Source organism: Gordonia sp. L191 (assembly GCF_030077625.1).
Taxonomy (GTDB): Bacteria; Actinomycetota; Actinomycetes; order Mycobacteriales; family Mycobacteriaceae; genus Gordonia; species Gordonia polyisoprenivorans_A.
In genome coordinates this window covers 941,504-959,934 of record NZ_CP125996.1, presented here as the reverse complement: position 1 = coordinate 959,934, position 18,431 = coordinate 941,504, and the positions used below count along the sequence as shown (strand labels likewise).

Annotated in this window: 19 protein-coding genes and 1 pseudogene; 10 read left to right on the top strand and 10 right to left on the bottom strand. The window is 67.1% G+C overall.

What is annotated here, in order from left to right; all coding sequences use genetic code 11:
- Window positions 1–66 precede the first annotated feature (66 nt).
- Both QNM97_RS04435 and QNM97_RS04430 read left to right on the top strand, forming a co-directional pair.
- Window positions 67–984: a PaaI family thioesterase gene (locus QNM97_RS04435; protein WP_283821773.1), complete on the top strand. Its 918-nt coding sequence runs from the start codon at window positions 67–69 to the stop codon at window positions 982–984.
- A 96-nt stretch (window positions 985–1,080) separates the two neighbouring features.
- Window positions 1,081–1,572 carry a hypothetical protein gene (locus QNM97_RS04430; protein WP_283821772.1) on the top strand — a complete coding sequence of 164 codons (492 nt, stop codon included), beginning with the start codon at window positions 1,081–1,083 and terminating at the stop codon, window positions 1,570–1,572.
- Between the two features lie 4 nt (window positions 1,573–1,576).
- On the opposite strand, the gene QNM97_RS04425 is transcribed toward QNM97_RS04430, so the two are convergent.
- Window positions 1,577–1,738 carry a hypothetical protein gene (locus QNM97_RS04425; protein WP_283821771.1) on the bottom strand — a complete coding sequence of 54 codons (162 nt, stop codon included), beginning with the start codon at window positions 1,736–1,738 and terminating at the stop codon, window positions 1,577–1,579.
- 29 nt (window positions 1,739–1,767) lie between these two features.
- On the opposite strand from QNM97_RS04425, the gene fadD1 reads away from it, so the two are divergent.
- The 4 genes and pseudogenes from fadD1 to QNM97_RS04405 all read left to right on the top strand — a co-directional run bounded on the left by fadD1 (window position 1,768) and on the right by QNM97_RS04405 (window position 6,580).
- Window positions 1,768–3,363 (top strand): fatty-acid--CoA ligase FadD1, encoded by a 1,596-nt coding sequence (gene fadD1 / locus QNM97_RS04420; RefSeq protein ID WP_283821770.1) that lies wholly within the window; start codon window positions 1,768–1,770, stop codon window positions 3,361–3,363.
- The gene (locus QNM97_RS04415) at window positions 3,360–4,502 is read left to right on the top strand and encodes a TIGR03857 family LLM class F420-dependent oxidoreductase (RefSeq protein WP_283821769.1); all 1,143 of its coding nucleotides are present in this window, start codon (window positions 3,360–3,362) and stop codon (window positions 4,500–4,502) included. The genes fadD1 and QNM97_RS04415 overlap by 4 nt, the downstream gene beginning before the upstream one ends.
- A complete protein-coding gene (locus QNM97_RS04410) occupies window positions 4,499–5,545 on the top strand; it encodes a phosphotransferase (RefSeq protein WP_283821768.1) in 1,047 nt (348 codons plus the stop codon). Before QNM97_RS04415 ends, QNM97_RS04410 begins: the two co-directional genes overlap by 4 nt.
- Window positions 5,542–6,580: pseudogene (locus QNM97_RS04405) on the top strand (NAD-dependent epimerase/dehydratase family protein). The gene QNM97_RS04410 and the pseudogene QNM97_RS04405 overlap by 4 nt, the downstream one beginning before the upstream one ends.
- A 15-nt stretch (window positions 6,581–6,595) precedes the next feature.
- On the opposite strand, the gene QNM97_RS04400 reads toward QNM97_RS04405, so the two are convergent.
- From QNM97_RS04400 to QNM97_RS04360, 9 genes are read right to left on the bottom strand one after another with little or no spacing between them, the layout of a single operon-like run.
- Window positions 6,596–7,819 (bottom strand): oxygenase MpaB family protein, encoded by a 1,224-nt coding sequence (locus QNM97_RS04400; protein WP_283821767.1) that lies wholly within the window; start codon window positions 7,817–7,819, stop codon window positions 6,596–6,598.
- Window positions 7,820–7,863: 44 nt separating this feature from the next.
- Window positions 7,864–8,733 carry an SDR family NAD(P)-dependent oxidoreductase gene (locus tag QNM97_RS04395; protein ID WP_283821766.1) on the bottom strand — a complete coding sequence of 290 codons (870 nt, stop codon included), beginning with the start codon at window positions 8,731–8,733 and terminating at the stop codon, window positions 7,864–7,866.
- Window positions 8,733–10,046: a hypothetical protein gene (locus QNM97_RS04390; RefSeq protein WP_283821765.1), complete on the bottom strand. Its 1,314-nt coding sequence runs from the start codon at window positions 10,044–10,046 to the stop codon at window positions 8,733–8,735. Before QNM97_RS04390 ends, QNM97_RS04395 begins: the two co-directional genes overlap by 1 nt.
- 9 nt (window positions 10,047–10,055) lie before the next feature.
- Complete coding sequence (locus tag QNM97_RS04385; protein WP_283821764.1) at window positions 10,056–10,598, bottom strand: nuclear transport factor 2 family protein; 543 nt, start codon at window positions 10,596–10,598, stop codon at window positions 10,056–10,058.
- A 12-nt stretch (window positions 10,599–10,610) separates the two neighbouring features.
- The gene (locus QNM97_RS04380) at window positions 10,611–10,811 is read right to left on the bottom strand and encodes a ferredoxin (RefSeq protein ID WP_283821763.1); all 201 of its coding nucleotides are present in this window, start codon (window positions 10,809–10,811) and stop codon (window positions 10,611–10,613) included.
- Window positions 10,811–12,172: a cytochrome P450 gene (locus tag QNM97_RS04375; RefSeq protein WP_283821762.1), complete on the bottom strand. Its 1,362-nt coding sequence runs from the start codon at window positions 12,170–12,172 to the stop codon at window positions 10,811–10,813. The genes QNM97_RS04380 and QNM97_RS04375 overlap by 1 nt, the downstream gene beginning before the upstream one ends.
- The gene (locus QNM97_RS04370; RefSeq protein ID WP_283821761.1) at window positions 12,169–12,972 is read right to left on the bottom strand and encodes an SDR family oxidoreductase; all 804 of its coding nucleotides are present in this window, start codon (window positions 12,970–12,972) and stop codon (window positions 12,169–12,171) included. The genes QNM97_RS04375 and QNM97_RS04370 overlap by 4 nt, the downstream gene beginning before the upstream one ends.
- Window positions 12,972–14,207 (bottom strand): cytochrome P450, encoded by a 1,236-nt coding sequence (locus tag QNM97_RS04365; RefSeq protein WP_283821760.1) that lies wholly within the window; start codon window positions 14,205–14,207, stop codon window positions 12,972–12,974. Before QNM97_RS04365 ends, QNM97_RS04370 begins: the two co-directional genes overlap by 1 nt.
- Window positions 14,208–14,223: 16 nt before the next feature.
- The gene (locus QNM97_RS04360) at window positions 14,224–14,811 is read right to left on the bottom strand and encodes a TetR/AcrR family transcriptional regulator (RefSeq protein WP_283821759.1); all 588 of its coding nucleotides are present in this window, start codon (window positions 14,809–14,811) and stop codon (window positions 14,224–14,226) included.
- A gap of 64 nt (window positions 14,812–14,875) precedes the next feature.
- Here QNM97_RS04360 and QNM97_RS04355 point away from each other — a divergent pair, with 64 nt between their 5' ends.
- Genes QNM97_RS04355 through QNM97_RS04340 form a run of 4 tightly spaced genes read left to right on the top strand, consistent with a single transcriptional unit; the run spans window position 14,876 to window position 18,356 of the window.
- The gene (locus tag QNM97_RS04355; protein ID WP_283821758.1) at window positions 14,876–16,342 is read left to right on the top strand and encodes an aldehyde dehydrogenase; all 1,467 of its coding nucleotides are present in this window, start codon (window positions 14,876–14,878) and stop codon (window positions 16,340–16,342) included.
- A 30-nt stretch (window positions 16,343–16,372) separates the two neighbouring features.
- The gene (locus tag QNM97_RS04350; protein ID WP_283821757.1) at window positions 16,373–17,110 is read left to right on the top strand and encodes an SDR family oxidoreductase; all 738 of its coding nucleotides are present in this window, start codon (window positions 16,373–16,375) and stop codon (window positions 17,108–17,110) included.
- Window positions 17,107–17,994, top strand: a complete 888-nt coding sequence (locus QNM97_RS04345) for an NAD(P)-dependent oxidoreductase (RefSeq protein ID WP_283821756.1) — start codon at window positions 17,107–17,109, stop codon at window positions 17,992–17,994. The genes QNM97_RS04350 and QNM97_RS04345 overlap by 4 nt, the downstream gene beginning before the upstream one ends.
- Window positions 17,991–18,356 (top strand): carboxymuconolactone decarboxylase family protein, encoded by a 366-nt coding sequence (locus QNM97_RS04340; RefSeq protein ID WP_283821755.1) that lies wholly within the window; start codon window positions 17,991–17,993, stop codon window positions 18,354–18,356. Before QNM97_RS04345 ends, QNM97_RS04340 begins: the two co-directional genes overlap by 4 nt.
- Window positions 18,357–18,431 lie beyond the last annotated feature (75 nt).

Here is an 18,431-nt window from a genome sequence, read left to right as displayed (position 1 = left end):
GCGACCTGCGTCACAACGGGCGAATGCCACACGGACGTCGCCGAGATCGGGTGATAGGACTGAGCGATGACCGATCTGTCACCCAGCTCCACGACGGTTCACGACCCGCTGTCGGTGTTTCATGTCGGCAACCTGACGGTGTCCGGAACCCAGGTGAGCGCGCAACAACAACTGTGCGCACGGTTCGCCGACCACCGGGGCCGGATCGACCTCCCGGCGTTCGGGGTCCTGTTCGACCACATCGGCGGAATCCCCTTCCACCTCGCGGGCGCGCGGTCCGGCGCGCTGAGCATGCAGGCGCGGCTGACCATGTCGACACTCGGCCACGTCGACGTCGACGACCGACTCACCTGCGACGCGGAGACCGCGATGCACGACGATCACACCGGCGTGACCCCGGTGCAGATCCGGACCGAGTCCGGCCGGCTGTGCTGTATCGGGACGGCACGGAACATGCGCGTCGGGCGGGCGTCCACCGACGGCACGACCGAAACCCCGCTGCACGACGTCCCTAATTGCGCTGACGCCCACGGCGTTCGACTTCCGGAGGCAATACCACCCACACTCGACGGGCGCGACGTGGTTGCCCAGATCTCTGCCCGGGTGCGCGACGCCGGCCCGCTGACCACCCTGCTCAACGGTGGCGTCGATCTCGTCGGCGACGACGGCGCCATTCGGTTCACGGCGACCACCGAGCCATGGATGGGCAATCTCTTCGGCACGATGCACGGCGGCGTCATCGCCACCATCGTCGGACAGGCCTTCTCGTTCGCCGGACAGGCGCTGACCCCGGCCGGCGGCGAGTATCGCGTCGCCGACATGTCGGTCGGGTTCTTCCGGTCACCCGCGGTGCACGGCGGGGACGTCATCGTCGAGGTGACCCCGGTCAAGACGGGGCGTCGCATCGCAGCCTTCGCCGCACGCATGACCGCACACGACGGATTGTTGCTGTGCGAGGGCGTCGCCGACGTCCACTTCCGCTGACCTCGACGCACACGACGGGACCTTCGCGCCGTTGTCGGCGTATGGTCGCACTGCTATGGTTTGGTACGAAAGGGGCTGATGTTACCAATGTTGCAGATGAAGTTCACTCACCGACGCGCCGCCATCGGCGCATGTCTGACCCTCGGAGCATGCGCGATCGCTCCACTGGCTGCGGGCACCGCTGCCGCGGCCCCACAGACCACCCCACAGGACGTCCGCACCCTCGACGCGTCGCAGCAGACACCGACCATCGGAGTCAGCCGCACGGGCGCGATACCAACCGGCGCGTTCGTCGCTCCGCTCGCGGCAGCGGCAACCGGCACGGACTCAACCGTCGTCTGGCTCGAACCCATGCCCAAGGACGCCTGCGCAACCTCGCTCAGCGACGCGAAAGTGGCTGTGAGCTGGAAGAACACCTCGGCTCACACCAGCGACGATGCCACCTTCCCGGCATGCTCGGCGGGCAAACCCGCACTCAGCCCGGGGCTGAAGACCGGCCCGGGCACCCTGGAATTCACGGTGACCGTGCTCGGCAAGGGCGGCGACACCTTCACCCTCTCCCCCGGAACCGCGACGATCCAGCGCTGATACCTCACCCGACGGCGCTCTCGGCACCTCCGAGGGCGCCGTCGGCGTCAGCAAGGGCGCTGTCGGCACGTCCGAGGGCGCCGTCGGCGTCGGAGAGGGCGCCGTCGGCGGGTTGCGGCGGAACCGCACCACGATCCAGTAGACAATTCTGGAAATCTGTAAACACTGTGGTGGAACACGTTCTAGATTTGGGGCATGGCCGAGACCGTGACCCAGCTCCTCCTCGAACGCGCCGACGACGACAATGTCGCCATCATCGACGACCACATTCGCCGGACGTGGCGCGACCACATCGCCGACGCTCGCCGAATGGCCTCGGCGGTGCTCTCCCTCGCCGACCCGCAGCGGCCGATGCACGTCGGCACCCTGCTCGGGAACACCCCGACCATGTTGACCGCGCTGGCCGCCGGGGCCCTCGGCGGCTACGTCACCGCCGGCATCAACAACACGCGCCGCGGCGAGGCGCTTGCCGGCGACATCGTCCGCGCCGACTGCCAGATCCTGCTGACCGACGCCGAACACCGCGATCTCCTCACCGGACTCGAGCCGCCCGGGGTCACCGTCCTCGACACCTCCGGCGAGGAATGGACGCGTCGCGTCGACGCGGCCGGCGAGTTGGTTCCGTACTCGACGCCGGGCGCGATGGACCCGTTCATGCTCATCTTCACCTCCGGAACGAGCGGTAATCCCAAGCCGGTTCGGCTGGCGCACATGCTGATTCCCTTCGCCGGCCCGCCACTGGTGGACAAATTCGGCATCACCTCCGACGACATCTGCTATCTGTCGATGCCGTTGTTCCACTCCGCCGCACTGCTCGGCGGATACAGCGTCGCCGCCTCGGCGGGCGCGGCGATCGTCCCGGCCCGCTTCTCCGCGTCGACCTTTCTCGACGATGTTCGCCGCCACGGCGTCACGTTCATGAACTATGTGGGCAAACCACTCGCCTACATCCTCGCCACCCCCGAACGCCCCGACGACGCCGACAATCCGCTGCGCGCCGCCTTCGGCAACGAGGCCACCGATCAGGACATCGCCGACTTCGCCCGGCGTTTCGATTGCAGCGTCTGGGACGGTTACGGGTCGAGCGAGCTCGCCATCATCGTCACCCGTGAACCCGGAACCCCGACCGGCTCCATCGGCAAGGGCTTTCCCGGTGTGGCCGTGTACGATCCGGCCACCACCACCGAATGCGCACGCGCACGCTTCGACGCGGGCGGCGCCCTCATCAACGCCGACGAGGCCATCGGTGAACTCGTGAACACCTCGGGCGCAGGCATGTTCACCGGGTACTACAACGACGAGGCCACCACCGGCGAACGGCTCCGCGACGGCATGTACTGGTCGGGTGACCTCGCCTACAAGGACGACAACGACTGGATCTATCTGGCCGGCCGCACCGGCGACTGGATGCGCGTCGACGGCGAGAACATGACCGCCGGCCCCATCGAGCGTGTCCTGCAACGTATCCCGGGGATCAGTCAGGTCGCCGTGTACGGGGTCCCCGACGACCGGGTCGGCGACGCGGTGATGGCGGCGGTCGTGCTCGACGACGACGCGACCATCGATCCCGACGAGTTCGCCACCGCGCTCGCCGCGCAACCCGATCTCTCCCCCAAGGCCTGGCCTCGATATGTGCGGATCGCCGCGACGCTCCCGACGACGGCCACCAACAAGATCGTCAAACGGCAACTGAAGTCCGAGGGTGCGGTCCCCGGCGACGGAACGCTCTGGGTGCGCCCGGCCCGCGCGCACAGCTACCACGTGTCGACCGCGACCCCGGCACCGGCATGACCGGTGCGGTTCCGGTCACCCCAGGCCCTGCCATCCCGGACCCCGACACCGACCGTCCGCAGCTGACCGAGCTCGGCTACTACGCGCTGTCCCGGCATCCGGTGCGTCCGGCCGAACTCGTCGACGAGGCGGCGCATGCCGAACGTCTGGGCCTGGGAACGGCATTCGTCTCCGAACGTTTCAACGTCAAGGACGCCGCGGTGTTGTGCGGTGCGCTCGCGGCGGCGACCACCCGACTCGGTCTGGCCACCGCGGCGACCAATCACACCACCCGCCATCCGATCGTCACCGCGACCATGGCCGCCACGCTCGACGAGGTGTCGTCGGGGCGGTTCGCGCTCGGGCTCGGGCGCGGGATCACGCCGCAGTGGCAGATCCTCGGCCTGCCGACGATCACCGGCGCAGGCATCGAGGACGCGGTCGGCGTGCTGCGCCGGCTGTGGTCGGGTGAGCTGGTCGTCGGCCACGACGGACCGTCCGGCTCGTATCCCCTGTTGTCCCTGGGCATCACACTCGATCCGCCACCGCCGGTGCTGCTGGTGACCATGTCGCCGAGGACGCTCGACCTCGCCGGGCGCATCGCCGACGGCGTTGTCCTGCACACCTTTCTCACCGCCGACGCCACCCGTGCCGCGGTCATCCGTGTGCGCACCGCGGCCGAGGCGGCCGGCCGTGACCCGGCGTCGGTACGCATCTGGTCGGTGCTGGCCACCGTCCCCGACGACCTCGACGCCGACGACCGATCACGCCGCTTGTACGGGCGTCTCGCCACCTATCTCCAGGGCTACCCGGAGGTGCTCGTCGGCGCGAACGGTTGGGACACCACCGATCTGGATCGCATCCGGTCCACCACCGCATTCACCGACGCCCGTGGACCGATCGACGCGAGCGCCACCGCGGCGCAACTCGATGAATTGGCCGGCGCCATCCCGGACTCGTGGGTGGCCGACTGTGCGGTCGGATCGCCACGGGCCTGTGCGGTCGCGGTCGCCGACCAGTTCGATCTCGGCGTCGACTCGGTGATCCTGCACGGCGTGGCGCCCACCGAGATCGACGACATCGTCGGCGCGTATCGCACGCTGGGACGCCGTCCGCGACGCCCGCTGCCCGCCAATCCCGGCCGAGGACACCATTCATGACGTTCACCGACATCCCCACCGCCGTCGAGCACCTCACGCCGGCACTGCTCACCGAGTTGTTGGCCGGCTCCGGTCACCACACCGCGGTCCGTACCGTCGAGGCCACACCGGTCGGCACCGGGCAGATGGCCGAATCCTTGCGCCTCCGAATGACATTCGACGGACCGGCCGAGCTGCCGTCGACCATGATCGCCAAACTGGCGACCGGGGATCCCGGTCAACGCGAATTCGCCTCGGGTGCGTTCCGCAACGAGGTCGCGTTCTATCGCGAACTGGCCGCAGGTGTCACCGTCCCCGTCCCCGCCTGCTACGCCTCGGCACTCTCGGAGAGTTGCAGCGAGTTCGTGGTGCTTCTCGAGGACATGGGTGCGGCGCGACAGGGCGATCAGATCGCCGGCTGCACCGCCGGGCAGGCCCGGGCGGTGGCCGTCGCGGCCGCCGAGCTGCACGCTCCCCGCTGGAACGATCCCGCTCTGCTGCAACGCTTTCCCCTGCCCACCTCCGACGACCGTGAGCTGATGGATTCGGTCCTCGCACCGATGACCGCCCAGTACCGCGACCGGTTCCGCCCGGGTGCGGCGGAGAACGAGTTGCTGGACTGGCTACTCGAGCATGCCGGCGCCTGGCTGGTCGCACCGACCTCGCACACCTCGCTCATCCACGGTGACATGCGGATCGACAACGTGCTGTTCGGGGCGGACGGCGCGGTCACCGTCGTCGACTGGCAAACCATCACCACGGGATCGGCGTTGCGTGACATCGCCTTTCTGCTCGTCACGAGCCTCGACGTCGAGGACCGGCGCGCACACGAACGTGACATCGTCGCCGCCTACCATCGGCGTCTCGTCGAACTCGGGGTGCGCGACTACACCGCCGAGGCGTGTTGGGCGGACTATCTCGGCAATCTCATCCAGGCGCCGCTGATCGTGGTGTTCGGTGCCGGTGCCGCCCGCCCGACCGCCCGCGGTGACGCCATGTTCGCCGCCATGGCGCATCGCGCCGCTGTCGCGCTCGCCGACCTCGCGCCGGAGATGCCCCGGTGAGCCGGCCCGTCACCACGGTGTTCGGCGCCACCGGCTTCCTCGGGTCGCGGGTGGTCCGTCGCCTCCTGAACCAGGCGAACAGCGATCAGACGGGTACCGTGCACAACGCGGCGGTGCGGGTGATGGTGCGACCGGGCTCCGACACCTCGATGCTCGACGGCCTCGACGTCGAGACCGTCGTCGGCGAACTCGACGACGCCGACGCGGTCTCGCGGACCATGTCGGGGGCGACTCGGGTCATCTACTCCGTCGTACACACGCGCGTGGATTCGTGACCGGAAACCACTGTGGCGCACCAACGTCGAGACCCTGCGCGGAGTTCTCGACGTCGCGGCCCGCCACGACCTGGAGCGGTTCGTCTACACCTCGAGTATGTGCACCATCGGCCGGGTGCGGGGCCGGCCGGCGTCGGAGCGCGATGCGTTCAACTGGGCCTCGACCGCGAATGCCTATGTGCTGTCCCGGGTTGCGGGCGAGCGTACGGCGCTCGACGCCGCCGGACGTGGCGTGCCGGTGGTCGCGATGTGCGTCTCCAACACCTACGGTCCCGGTGACGTCAAACCCACCCCGCACGGCGCCTTCGTGGCCGGTGCCGCCCTGGGCAGGTTGCCGTTCGGGCTGCGCGGGATGTGCGCGGAAACGGTCGGCGTCGACGACGCCGCCGAGGCACTGATCCGGGCCTCCCGCGGCGGCCGGATCGGCGAACGCTACATCGTCAGCGCCGACTACCTCGATCTCGGGCAGATCATCCGGATCGCCGCCGACGAGGCGGGCGTCGCGCCCCCGCGACCGACGTTGCCCCGCCCGGCGATGTACGCACTCGGCGCCGGCGGCAACCTCCGATCGCGGATCACCGGGACCCCGCAACGGTTGTCGGTCGACACGGTGCGGTTGATGCACTGCATGTCGCCCATGGATCACCGGCGGGCGAGTGACGAATTCGATTGGTACCCCGCCGGTGTCGAGGACTCCGTGCGGGCCGCGGCCCGCTATTGGGTACAGCGTCGAGCCGCCCGACGCGCGGTCACACGCTGATCCGTCGGAACCACCTCACACGGGCAGTGCACCGATGTCGGCGCCATCGGAGCCGAAGTGCCGGTAGGTCGCGAGTTCATGGGCCCGGCGTCCGCGCCATTCGAGGTAACTGTCGGCCACCGGGGTCCTGCCGATTACCCGATAGCCGACCGTGTTGCGCACCCATGCCGCACCGAATGCCCACGGAAGGCGTTGCGGCAGGCCGAGATCCCGCATACCGCGGGGTCCGAGGAATCCTTCGAGCATACTCAGCAACCGTTCCCGCGTGTAGCGCGCGGCGAGGTCGGGTGCGTGGCGGTAATGCAGCTCGGACTGAGCGTCGACCAATGCCCGGGACAGCTCACCTCCCGCTTCGGTGACCCCGGTCTGGCACAACAGGATCGCGTAACTGAGCTGATGCTGATCGCGTTCGTGGTCGAACAGCCAGTCCTCGTCGACGCCGACGAGCCAGCCCACGTACTTCCACAGGTGCATGATCGCGCGTGACTGTTCGGCGTCGACGGGCACGCCGAGGGATCGCACGCCCATCATGAGCGCACCACTGAACAGGTTGAGGGTGGAGGCGAGATCGGTCTGGTTGATCGGCAGCCCCCACTGTGTGGCATCCCAGCGGCCGTTCTTCTCGAAGGCGTCGTTGACCAGCGCGTGCATCAGCCGGACGTGCACGGTGAGTTTCCAGCCGTCGCCGTCGCGGGCCATGCCGCCGGGTGCGCCCACCGCGATCGCCCACGTCTGGGTCTCCCCGAGTCGACGTGTCGCGGTACTGCGGGACAGTCCGCCGGTCTCGGCGAGCAGGTCGACCGGCCCGCCGAAGCGGTAGCCGCCGATCAGGGACAGGGCGAGCAGGACGTCGTTGGCGTTGCGCCCGAACCGTCGGAAGACCTGCGCGCCATACTCGACGAGTTCCGGATCGACCCACGACGGCGTGGCCTCGACGCGGGTGAAGAACTCGCGCAACGCGGTGGGTGCGTCGTCGGGGACACCGTCCTGCAGGGCTCGGTGGACCGCGCGCATCGAGACACGATCGGGATGCTCCCGAGGTAGGCGCATCGCCGCGACCAGCGCCGCCGCCGGTTCGTCGCGCATCATCAGCCGTCGGCCGAGCAGCGACATCTCCTCGGCCGTCGGCTCACGCAGACGCCAATACGCGCGCAGCGGTCGACCGATCCTCCGGCCACGGTCGGGTGACGCCCGGAATCGGCGGGGTGGTTCGAGCTCCTGCGGCGCCACAACGGTCATGAGACGAAACTAGCAATTGGTCTCATCGGGGGCAACCACGCCTTTCAGGTCAGCAGATCGGCAAGCTCACTCATGTCATAGGGTGCGGTGGCGCCGTGGTCGCGATACGCGACGAAGGTGGGTTGCTGCGGATCATAGCGTCCGATGAAACCACCTGCGGCGCTGAATATCTGACCGGTGATCTCCGATGCCGCCGCACTGGCGAGAAAGGTGTAGAGCGGTGCGACATACTCCGGCGGAGCCGGATCGAGAGCGGCATCGCGGGTGAACTCGTCGAGAATGCCCCGCTCATGCAGGCTTTCGATGTGCCGCACGTACTCCGGTCCCGACGACAACCGTGACTTGGCACCCGGCATCACGACGTTGACGCGCACTCCGAGCTCACGCAGGTCACCGGCCGCGGCGAGCGCCAGAGCGTTCACTCCTCCTTTAGCAGCGGGATATCCACTGCCACCGAAGGTTCCGAGCGAGGCAGCCGAGCCGGTCAACACGATCGACCCCGACTGCTGCTCGGCGAACACCCGCCCGGCGATCGAGGTGAGGTGAAACGCACTCATCAGTTGTGCGTCGATCTGCTGGCGGAACTGGTCCTCGGTGATCGTCAGGACCGTCGAGCCCGGTGGCTCAGCGATCCCGGCACAGTTGATCGCGATGTCGAGCGCACCGAACCCGGACAGCGCGGCATCGGCCATCTTCTCCACGACGCCCGCCTGCCCGGCCGGCCCGCAGACCCCCACCGCCTGCCCACCACCGCCGATGATCTCGTCCACGGTCGCGGCGACGGCCTCGTCGTCGCGACCGTTGATCACCAGCGAGACCCCACGCCCGGCGAGCGCGTATGCCACCGAGAGTCCGATGCCCCGGGTGGCGCCGGCGAGCATCGCGACCCGGCCGGCCAGATCGAGCTCGACCATCACACCCCGCTGGTGATCGGAGTGATCGGCAGCGCCGTGACCGGGACCGAGCGGCCGCGGTCGGTGAAGCTGAAGTCGGCACCGGAACTGAAGCGGGTGATCGCCACCTCGCCGCTCTCGGCCTGTTCGACGTCGCCGAGCGCGAACCGCACACTGAGCCCGCTGCCGGTAGACGTGCCGTCGGTGGACGTGCTCTCGGTGATCACCCACCTCGGGTCGACGGCCACCCCGATCGCGCGCAGCGGCTCGATGTGGTCGTGGGTCAGCAAGGTGATCCATCCGCCGTCGGCCCGTGCGTCCGACTCACCGGGGATCGTCACCACGACCTCATCTCCCTCGACATCGACCTCGATCCCGCTGTAGCTGCGGGGTCCGAGCACCGGCACCAACGCGATGACCTGCGCCAGCGCAGCAGCGTCGGTTCCCAGGCGCAGCACCCGCCGCAGCCGATCCGCGGACAATCCCGCGATGCCGGTGAACTGTTTGCCGAAGATCTCACGCGCCTGCTCGTCGGAGTCGGCGTGGCGACGCACACTCGTCCAGAAGCCGAGCGCGAGCAATTGATGTTGCAGGGCAACCTCTTCGGCGATCCGCGCCAACGCCGAGTGCGACCACTCCCGGAACTGCAGGTCGGCGACGAGCGGTCCACGATAGTCGACGAGCCCGTCGTCGGCGTCCGGATCGATCGCCACCAGCTCGATCTGCGCGGCACGTGTGGTGAACATCGTCTCGGCGTCGGCCGGCAACGGGAGTTCGTCACGGTCGGGTTCGATCGTCACCGTCCACGCGCAGTGCGGATGCCGGTCGGCCGGACGCCGCGGCGGCCGGTGAATCGGCCGGATACGGGCCCGCCGATTGGTGGCGATCGCGGTCGCGTCGAACGTCGGGTCCTCGATGTCGTGACACATCGCGGTGACGTACTCGTCGCCGAGCGGCTCGACATCCATCAGCGCGCCACAGTGATTCAGCACGAACGCGCCGTGGTGGTGGTCGGTGATCTCGTAGCGGAAGTCCATGAACTGCGGGGGCGCCCCGATGTCGAGCTGCAGACACTTGAACATGTCCTCGACACCGTCACCGTCGATACCCAGCGCGGTCCGCATCCGATGGGTGTAGACGGGGCTCGCGGCCATCCACTCCTCGATGGCCACTTGCGCCATCGTGTCCCGGCCGAAGGCGCTGATGAGGTGCGCCATCCCGCTGCGATCGATGAGTTGCCCCGACAACAGCAGCTCCGGAATGAGGTCGGCGAGCTGGTCGCCGGTCAGATCGGAGTAGGTGCGGGCCGGGATCTCGTGGGCTGTATCGGTCATGGGCTCAGGTCACCAGAAGGGCACCGGCGCCTTGCCGAACGGGTACCAGCCCGGCTGATCGCCGGTGGCCTTCTCGATCCGTTTGAGCATGCCGTCGCTCATCGCATTGTTCTTCAGCATCTCGATGAACAGAGCGGAGACGTTGCCGTAGTCGAAGAAGTCACGCTGCCAGGAGAACTGGAAGTTCCCGGCATACCTGAACCAGCTCCCCTGGATGCCTTCGAGCGCATAGTGGGTGCCGTCGTCGCGGGTGCCGGAATAGATCTGCTTCCACAGTCCGATCATCGAGCCGGTCTGATCGTCGATCACCCATTCCTGATACGGGTAGGTCCAGCCCTCGAGGCCTTCCATCTCCTGCCCGAGCGCGATCTCACGGATCTCGTCGCGTCCGACCGCCATGAAATCCTTGTCGGGGCCGTAGTTCCAGCCGTAGGTGGCGTCCTCGGTGTAGAACTCCGCCAACGGTTTCCAGTCGCCGGCTGCCTCGGCGTCGATGTTGGCCTGCAGCCAGCGCTGCTTCATCTCGTCCAGTTCGGCACGATCGAAAGGCATGAAAGGTCCTCGTCATTCGTTGTGGTCGTCGATGATTCTCAAAGCTTGGGTCGGGCAGTACTGCACGGCGGCGAGAACTTGCTCGCGCAGGCTCTCGTCGGGCTCCTTGTCGAGGATCTCGGCGTGATCGCGGTGCGCGACGAAGACCTCCGGGGCCTCCATCTCGCACATCCCGTGGCCCTGGCACAGGTCGAGATCGATCTCGATGCGCATCACGACTCCGTATCCCGGACCCGTTTGCGGTAGCGCACCCGGCACGGTTGCGCGAGCTGCACCACCATCTTCGAGTGGTCGTTGTGATAGCTGTCGGCGGGCTGGGCCATCTCGAACTCGTAGTTCTGGAATAGCACCGAGAAGATCGCCTTGAGTTGCATGACCGCGAATTGCGCTCCCACACAACGGTGTCGGCCGGCACCGAAGGGAATCCAGGTCCAGCGGTTGACCAGGTCCTCCTGGCGTGGCTTGAGGTAGCGATCCGGGTCGAAGGTGTCGGGATCGGGAAAATCGTCGGCCAGCCGATTCGACACCGCAGGCGAGACCGCGATCGTCTGACCGGCTTTCACCTCGAACTCCTCGATGTGGAAATCGTTCTGCACCAATCGCATCAGGATGATCAGCGGCGGATGCAGACGCAGCGCCTCCTTCAGCGCGTTCTCCAGCAACGGCATCTGCCGGGTGTGGGCGAAGGTGTACTCCGGGCGCTCGCCGGGCGGTGTGTCGCCGTAGATCTCGTCGAGCTCGTCGTAGACGCGCCGCAGGTACTCGGGATTGCGCAGCAACTCGATCAGGGTCCACGCGGCCGTGCCCTGGGTGGTGTGATGGCCGGCGAACATCATCGAGATGAACATGCCGGTGATGGTGTCGGCATCGAATCCGACCTGGATCAGGACGTCCATCAGGTCCCGATCCTCTTTGTCCGACACCGGGTTCGTGACGCGTTCTTCCATCACGCCATGGATGTACTCGACGAGTTCGGCGCGTGCGGCGTCGCGGCGTCGGAAGCTCTCGATGTCGGCGTGGGCATCGACGTAGGCGATGGGGTCGGTGCCCTTCTCCAGGTCGTGGAACAGTTCGGAGACATGCTTGTCGAGTTGCTCGCGGAACTTGCGGCCGATCAGGCACGCCGAGGAGGTGTAGAGGGTCAGCTCGCCGAAGAACTCGAGCAGATCGATCTCACCCTCATCGCCCCATCCGGCGATGATACGCTCGGCCTCGTTGGGAATCGTCACCGCATGTTGCTTCATGTGTGCGCCTTTGAGCGCCGAGTTGTGAATCGCCTTGGAGCGCTCCTCCGGGCTCGCGTCGAAGACCACGCCCTCACCGAAAACCGGTGTCATGAAAGGGTATGCGGCGGCCTGGTCGAGATCCTCCTCGGGCGCGCGGAAGAACTCCTCGTTGGCTGCGGCACCGGAGACGAGCACCACCTCACGGTCGGCGAGCTGGAACTGCCCGACGTCACCGCACTCCTCGCGAACCCGCCAGAACAGGCCGATCGGGTCGGTGGCGAGCTCGTCGAGATGACCGTGTTCACCGTCGCCGCCGGACACGCGTTTCGGGGTCGTGAGGGTGGTCATTGCTCGGATCCTTTCGGGGGGAGTTTGCTCTTGGGGATGGCGCCTTCGGCCTCCACCTCGACCGCACGCATGTGCGCGCCGCGCGGCATCGCGATCATGGCCGCGACCGCCTGCGCAATGTGTTCCGGGGCAAGGAAATTGCCGTGCCGAGCCAATCCGTGCGTGATCCAGTCGTTGAGCATGTTCTCGGTGGTCTTCTGGTCGAGATTCATGCCCATGCCGGTGAGGGTCTGGCCCGGGCGCACCACCCCGGCGCGCACGCCGGTGCCCTCGAGTTCGAGTTGGATGGTCGCGACGAGACCGTCGATGCCGGATTTGGCGGCCACATACGCCGACGACCACGGCCGGGGGTGCAGTGCCACATCGGATCCGATGAACACGACGTCCCCGCGCGTCCGCTCGATCATGCCGCCGATGACCGCGCGGTAGAGACGGTAGGCGCCGGTGAGGTGGATGTTGATCTGATCGGCGAACTCGGCGGGCGAGGTCTCGTACGACAGGCCGACGGCGAGGTCACCGGCACCGGCGACGACGATTTCGAGATCACCGATCGCGGCCTGCGACTTGGCGACACACTCGAGGACCGACGCCTCGTCGGTGACGTCGAGGGGCACCGCGACGGCTTCCCCGCCCGCGGTGATGATCTTGTCGGCGAGCTCTTGGAGACGGTCGACACGGCGCGCGGCCAGGGCCACCGGATGCCCTTGCGCTGCCAGCCATTCGGCGGTGGCCGCGCCGATGCCAGAGGAGGCACCCGCGACCAGGACCGGGCGTCGGGCGGGATGCGGGACGAAGGCCATCAGCGCACCGTCACTCGTACCGGGAGTTCAGCGAAGCCGCGGACGTTCACCGAGTGCACACGCACCGCGTTCTCCATGTCGATGTCGACCGACCTGATCGACCGGGCCACCTCGGTCAGCCCGATGTTGGCCTCCAACCTCGCCAGGTGGGCGCCGAGGCAGAAATGGGTGCCCATGCCGAAGCTCATCAGCGCCTGACCGCAGTCCCGGCCGATGCGGTAACTGTCGGGATCGTCGAAGACGTCCTCGTCGCGATTGGCCGAGCCGACCAGCAGCAACACCCGTTGGCCGGCAGCGATGGTGTGTTCGCCGTAGTCGACGTCGGCGGCGACCCGGCGCAGCACCATCTGCGTCGAGTTGTCGTAGCGCAAAGTCTCCTCGGTCCAGTCGGGCACGAGGTCGGGGTCGGCGATGACACGCGCCATCTCGTCCGGATTGCGCCAGGCCCAATACAGGGCATTGGCAAGGAGTTTGGTGGTCGTCTCGTTGCCGGCCACCACCATCAGCACCATGAATCCGACGATCTCGTCGTCGGACAGCGCTGTCTTGTCCCCCGACTCATCGTCGATCTCGGCGGTGAGCAACGCGGAAACGAGATCGTCGCCGAGGTTGTTGCGACGTTCGGCGATCAACGCCGAATAGTATTTGTGCAGTTCGATATACGCGTACACGGCCGCTTCGGGGACGTCGAGCACCCCCTCCTCGCGATGCAGCAGCAGATCCGACTGCTTGCGCAGGAACGCCCGGTCACTCTCGGGGACGCCGAGCAACTCCGACACCACGTCCATCGGGAGCAATCCGGCGAAGTCGGCGACGTAGTCGAACTCGCCCTTGTCGCGGCACCGGCTCCAGTGTTCGTGGGTCAGGGCGGTGATCCGGCCGGAGAGGTCGTTGACGCGGCGCGGGGTGAAGCCCTTGCTCACCAGTTTGCGGATGCGCATGTGTTTCGGGTCGTCGAGTGCCAGAAACGACATCGACTTGTGTGCGTCCGGACCGTACGACGCCGGGTCCATCGATACGCCCCAGGCGTTGGACAGGTTCACCGAGTCACGAAATGCGCTGCGCACGTCGGCATGCCGGGCCAGCGCCCAGAAATCCAACTCGGAGTTGTAATACACCGGCGCCTCACGGCGCAGGCGAGCATAGGTGGGATACGGATCCTCATGAAAGCCATAGGCATACGGATCGAACGGAATATGCTCCTGCATCCCGGCCACGGCAACGGTGTCGGTCATCGGGTGTGCTCCATCATCACGATTGCTTCTCCATCAGCAGGTGGGCGGCGGCGACCAGACGTTCGGAGGTCTGCTCGTAGCTGAGGTGGCCCATCCCGGCGTGCACGAGCCCGCCGGCGTACAACATCTCCAGCGCGTCGACGACCGGCCCCGGGCTCTCCGGGTCCACCTCGAGCGCCTGGGCGAGGCGTTGGCGGATGAATCCGCCGATGCGCAGGCGCAGGTGTTCGACGTCGGGGTCGGTACCCAACAGCGCGACGGTGACAGCGCCGCCGAGTTGGCCCTCGCCGGCGACCACGAGGGAGACATCCCGCAGCACGGCGGCCACCCGGTCGGCCGGATCGAGGGCCGGGTCGGGGTCGGGCACGCCGTCGGCAAGTCGGCGCCAGAACACCTCGGCCACAAGGTGACTCTTCGACGAGAAGTAGGTGTAGGCGGTGGCGGGCGCGACACCGGCCCGCTTGGCGACCACCCGAACCGTCAACCCGTCGAAGCCCTCGTCGTTGAGCACGTCGACCGCCGCGTCGGTCAGCCGGGCAACGGTTTCGGCCTGCTGGGCGGAGAGTCGCCGTCGGGTCGATTCCTGAGATACGGGACTGGACATGTGACCGACGCTACACTAGCTTTGAACTCGAGTCCAGACACCTGTCCAGATGGAGTTCCAGTTCATGTCACTCAGACCCGCATCCGCCTCGGACCTACTCATCGACGGCAAGCTGATCCCCGGCGGCGGTGGCACTTTCGATGTCATCAACCCCGCCACCGAGGCCGTGATCGGCAAGGCGGCCGACGCCGACACCGCCGACATGGATGCCGCGATCGCCGCCGCCCGACGCGCCTTCGACGAGACATCGTGGTCGCGCGACCACGCATTCCGCGCGCGATGTCTCCGTCAGTTACGCGACGCCCTGCTCGCGCACGTCGACGAACTCCGTGAGATCACCGTCGCCGAAGTTGGTTGCCCGGTGTTCCTGACGCACGGGCCACAGCTGGAAGGACCCATCAACGACCTCGGCTACTTCGCGGACCTCGCCGAGAATTATTCGTGGACCACCGATCTCGGCGAGGCCAAGCCGATGGGTCTGAAGAACCATCGCGAGGTGCGCAGCGAGGCGGCCGGCGTCGTCGGCGCGATCACGCCGTGGAACTTTCCGCACCAGATCAACTTCGCCAAGATCGGGCCGGCACTTGCCGCCGGGTGCACGGTCGTCCTCAAGCCCGCCCCCGACACCCCATGGTGTGCGGCACTGGTCGGCAAGGTGATCGCCGAGGAAACAGACTTCCCGCCCGGCGTCGTCAACATCGTCACCTCCAGCGATCACGCAGTGGGCGCCCAACTCGGCAGCGACCCGCGCGTGGACGTCGTGTCCTTCACCGGGTCCACCGCCACCGGCAAGAAGGTGATGGCCGCTGCCGCGGAATCGCTCACCAAGGTCTTCCTCGAACTCGGCGGGAAGTCGGCGTTCATCGTCCTCGACGACGCCGATCTCGCGGCCGCGTGTTCGATGGCCGCGTTCGCCGTGGTCACCCACGCCGGGCAGGGATGCGCCATCACCACCCGACTGCTCGTCCCGCGCGAGCGACTCGACGAGGCGATCTCCGCCACCCGCGACAGCCTCGCCGGGCTCGCCGCGGGCGACCCGACCGACCCGGGAACCATGTGCGGGCCCTTGATCTCTGCTCGCCAACGTCAGCGTGTGGAGTCCTACATCGAACTCGCACGTGAAGAAGGTGGCACCATCGAGATCGGCGGCGGACGTCCGACCGAGAAGCCCACCGGATTCTTCGTCGAACCCACGTTGATCTCCGGGGTTGATAATTCGTCCCGGGTCGCGCAGGAGGAGATCTTCGGGCCGGTGCTGGTGGTCCTCCCCCACGATGGTGACGACGACGCCATCCGCATCGCCAACGATTCTCCGTACGGCCTCTCCGGAGCGGTGTGGGGTACCGACGAGGATCGGATCAACAAGGTTGTCAACGGCATTCGCACCGGAACCATGTCCGTCAACGGCGGCATCTGGTACTCCGCCGATGTGCCCTTCGGCGGCTACAAGGCATCGGGTATCGGCCGCGAGATGGGCGTCGCCGGCTTCGAGGAATACCTGCAGACCAAGGCCGTCGCCCGACCCGCCTGATCCATCACCCAACGAAAAGAGCAGCAGCACATGACGTCTTCACGATTCACCGACAAAACCGTCATCGTCACCGGCGCCGCCGGCGGCATCGGCGAGGCCTACGCACGAGCGCTGGCCGGCGAGGGCGCCAATGTGGTCGTCGCCGATCTCAACGATGAGGCCGGCGAGAAGGTCGCCGCCGACATCGGCGGACGCTACGTCCACACCGACGTCTCCGATCCCGACTCGGCCGCGGCACTCGCGCAGGCCACCGTCGACGCGTACGGCCGGATCGACGGTCTGGTCAACAACGCGGCGATCTACGGCGGGATGAAGCTGGACTTCTTGATCACCGTTCCGTGGGACTACTACAAGAAGTTCATGAGCGTGAACCTCGACGGCGCGCTCAACGTCACCCGTGCGGTGTATTCGCACATGACCGGCGGGGGCGCGATCGTGAATCAATCCTCCACCGCGGCATGGTTGTACAGCGGCTTCTACGGTCTCGCGAAGGTGGGCGTCAACGGGCTCACCCAACAGTTGGCCACCGAGCTCGGCGGTCAGAACATCCGGGTCAACGCGATTGCCCCCGGACCCATCGACACTGAGGCGACGCGCACCACCACACCGAAGGAGATGGTCGATGACATCGTGAACCGCTTACCGCTCAAACGCTTCGGCACGCCCGAGGATCTGGTGGGCATGTGCCTGTTCCTGTTGTCCGACGAGGCCGGCTGGATCACCGGCCAGATCTTCAATGTCGACGGCGGGCAGGTGATCCGGTCGTGAGCGCCGACCCTGCCGGCTCTCTGCGGCTCGGGTATGTCGGGTTGGGAAACATCGGTGGCCCGATGGCCGGCAGCCTCGCCAAGTGGGCCGGCGGGATGACGGTGTTCGACCTGTCCGAGGACGCCGTCGCCAAGCTCGTCGATCAGGGGGCCGATCGCGCAGAGTCACTTGCGGATCTGGCTTCTCGCACCGATGTCATCGGGGTCTGCGTGCTCGACGACGAGCAGGTCCGCACAGTCGTCAGCGGCGACGGCGGGTTGTTGAGCGCCGCGGCTCCGGAAACGATCATCACCGTGCACTCGACGATCGCCCCGGAAACGGCCATCGACCTTGCTGCGGAGGCCGCCGAACGCGGAGTGACGGTGCTCGACGCCCCGATCTCCGGTGGCGCGGCCGGTGCCGCCGAAGGCCGTTTGGCGATCATGGTCGGCGGCCCGCGTGACGCCTACGAGAGGATCAAGGAACCGTTCGCACTCACCTCCGACATGCTGGTCCACGCCGGCCCGGACGTCGGTGCGGGCACGAAGATGAAGCTGGCGCGAAACCTGCTCCACTTCATCTCGTTCACCGCCACCACCGAGGCCGCCCGCCTTGCCGAGGCAGCCGGTATCGACCTGGTGAAACTCGGAAAAGTGGTCCGCCACACCGATGCCATCACCGGCGGTGCCGGCGCCATCATGCTGCGCGACACCACCGCCGAGATCGCACCGGACGATTTCTGGTACGACATCTTCACTTCGGTTCGAACCCTGGGCGAGAAAGATCTCACGCTGGCGTTGGCCCTTGCCGATCACTTGGGTGTCGACCTTCCCCTCGGCCGGTTGGCACGCCGCGACCTTGCCGACGCGCTCGGCGTCCCCCACCACGAAGGAGAACTCTCATGACATCCGAGCAGCGCCAGAGATCGCTCGACATGATGTCGAAGGTCTACGGCTGGGAAATGTCCGACGGACCCGGCGACTACTTCGCCCACACCGCGGATCAGGTGTTCGGCGAAGTCTGGTCCCGCGAAGGGCTTTCCATCCGCGATCGCCGACTCCTACTCCTCGGTGCCCTTGCGCAGTCCGGCCAGATCGACGTCGCCGAGATCCAGGCGTCCTCGGCGCTGGCCAATGGCGAATTGACGCCGGAACAGCTGGAGGAGATCTCCCTGTTCCTCTGCTACTACGTCGGCTGGCCCCTGGGCACCAAGATGCACTTCATGTTCGGCAAGGTGATCGACAACCATCGCAAGTCCCAGAAGTAATAGCCGACCATCGAGGCGCTGACGCCCTCCCGCCCGACGGTGTTCCCATCCCGATGGACGAGGCCGCCCGCGCGG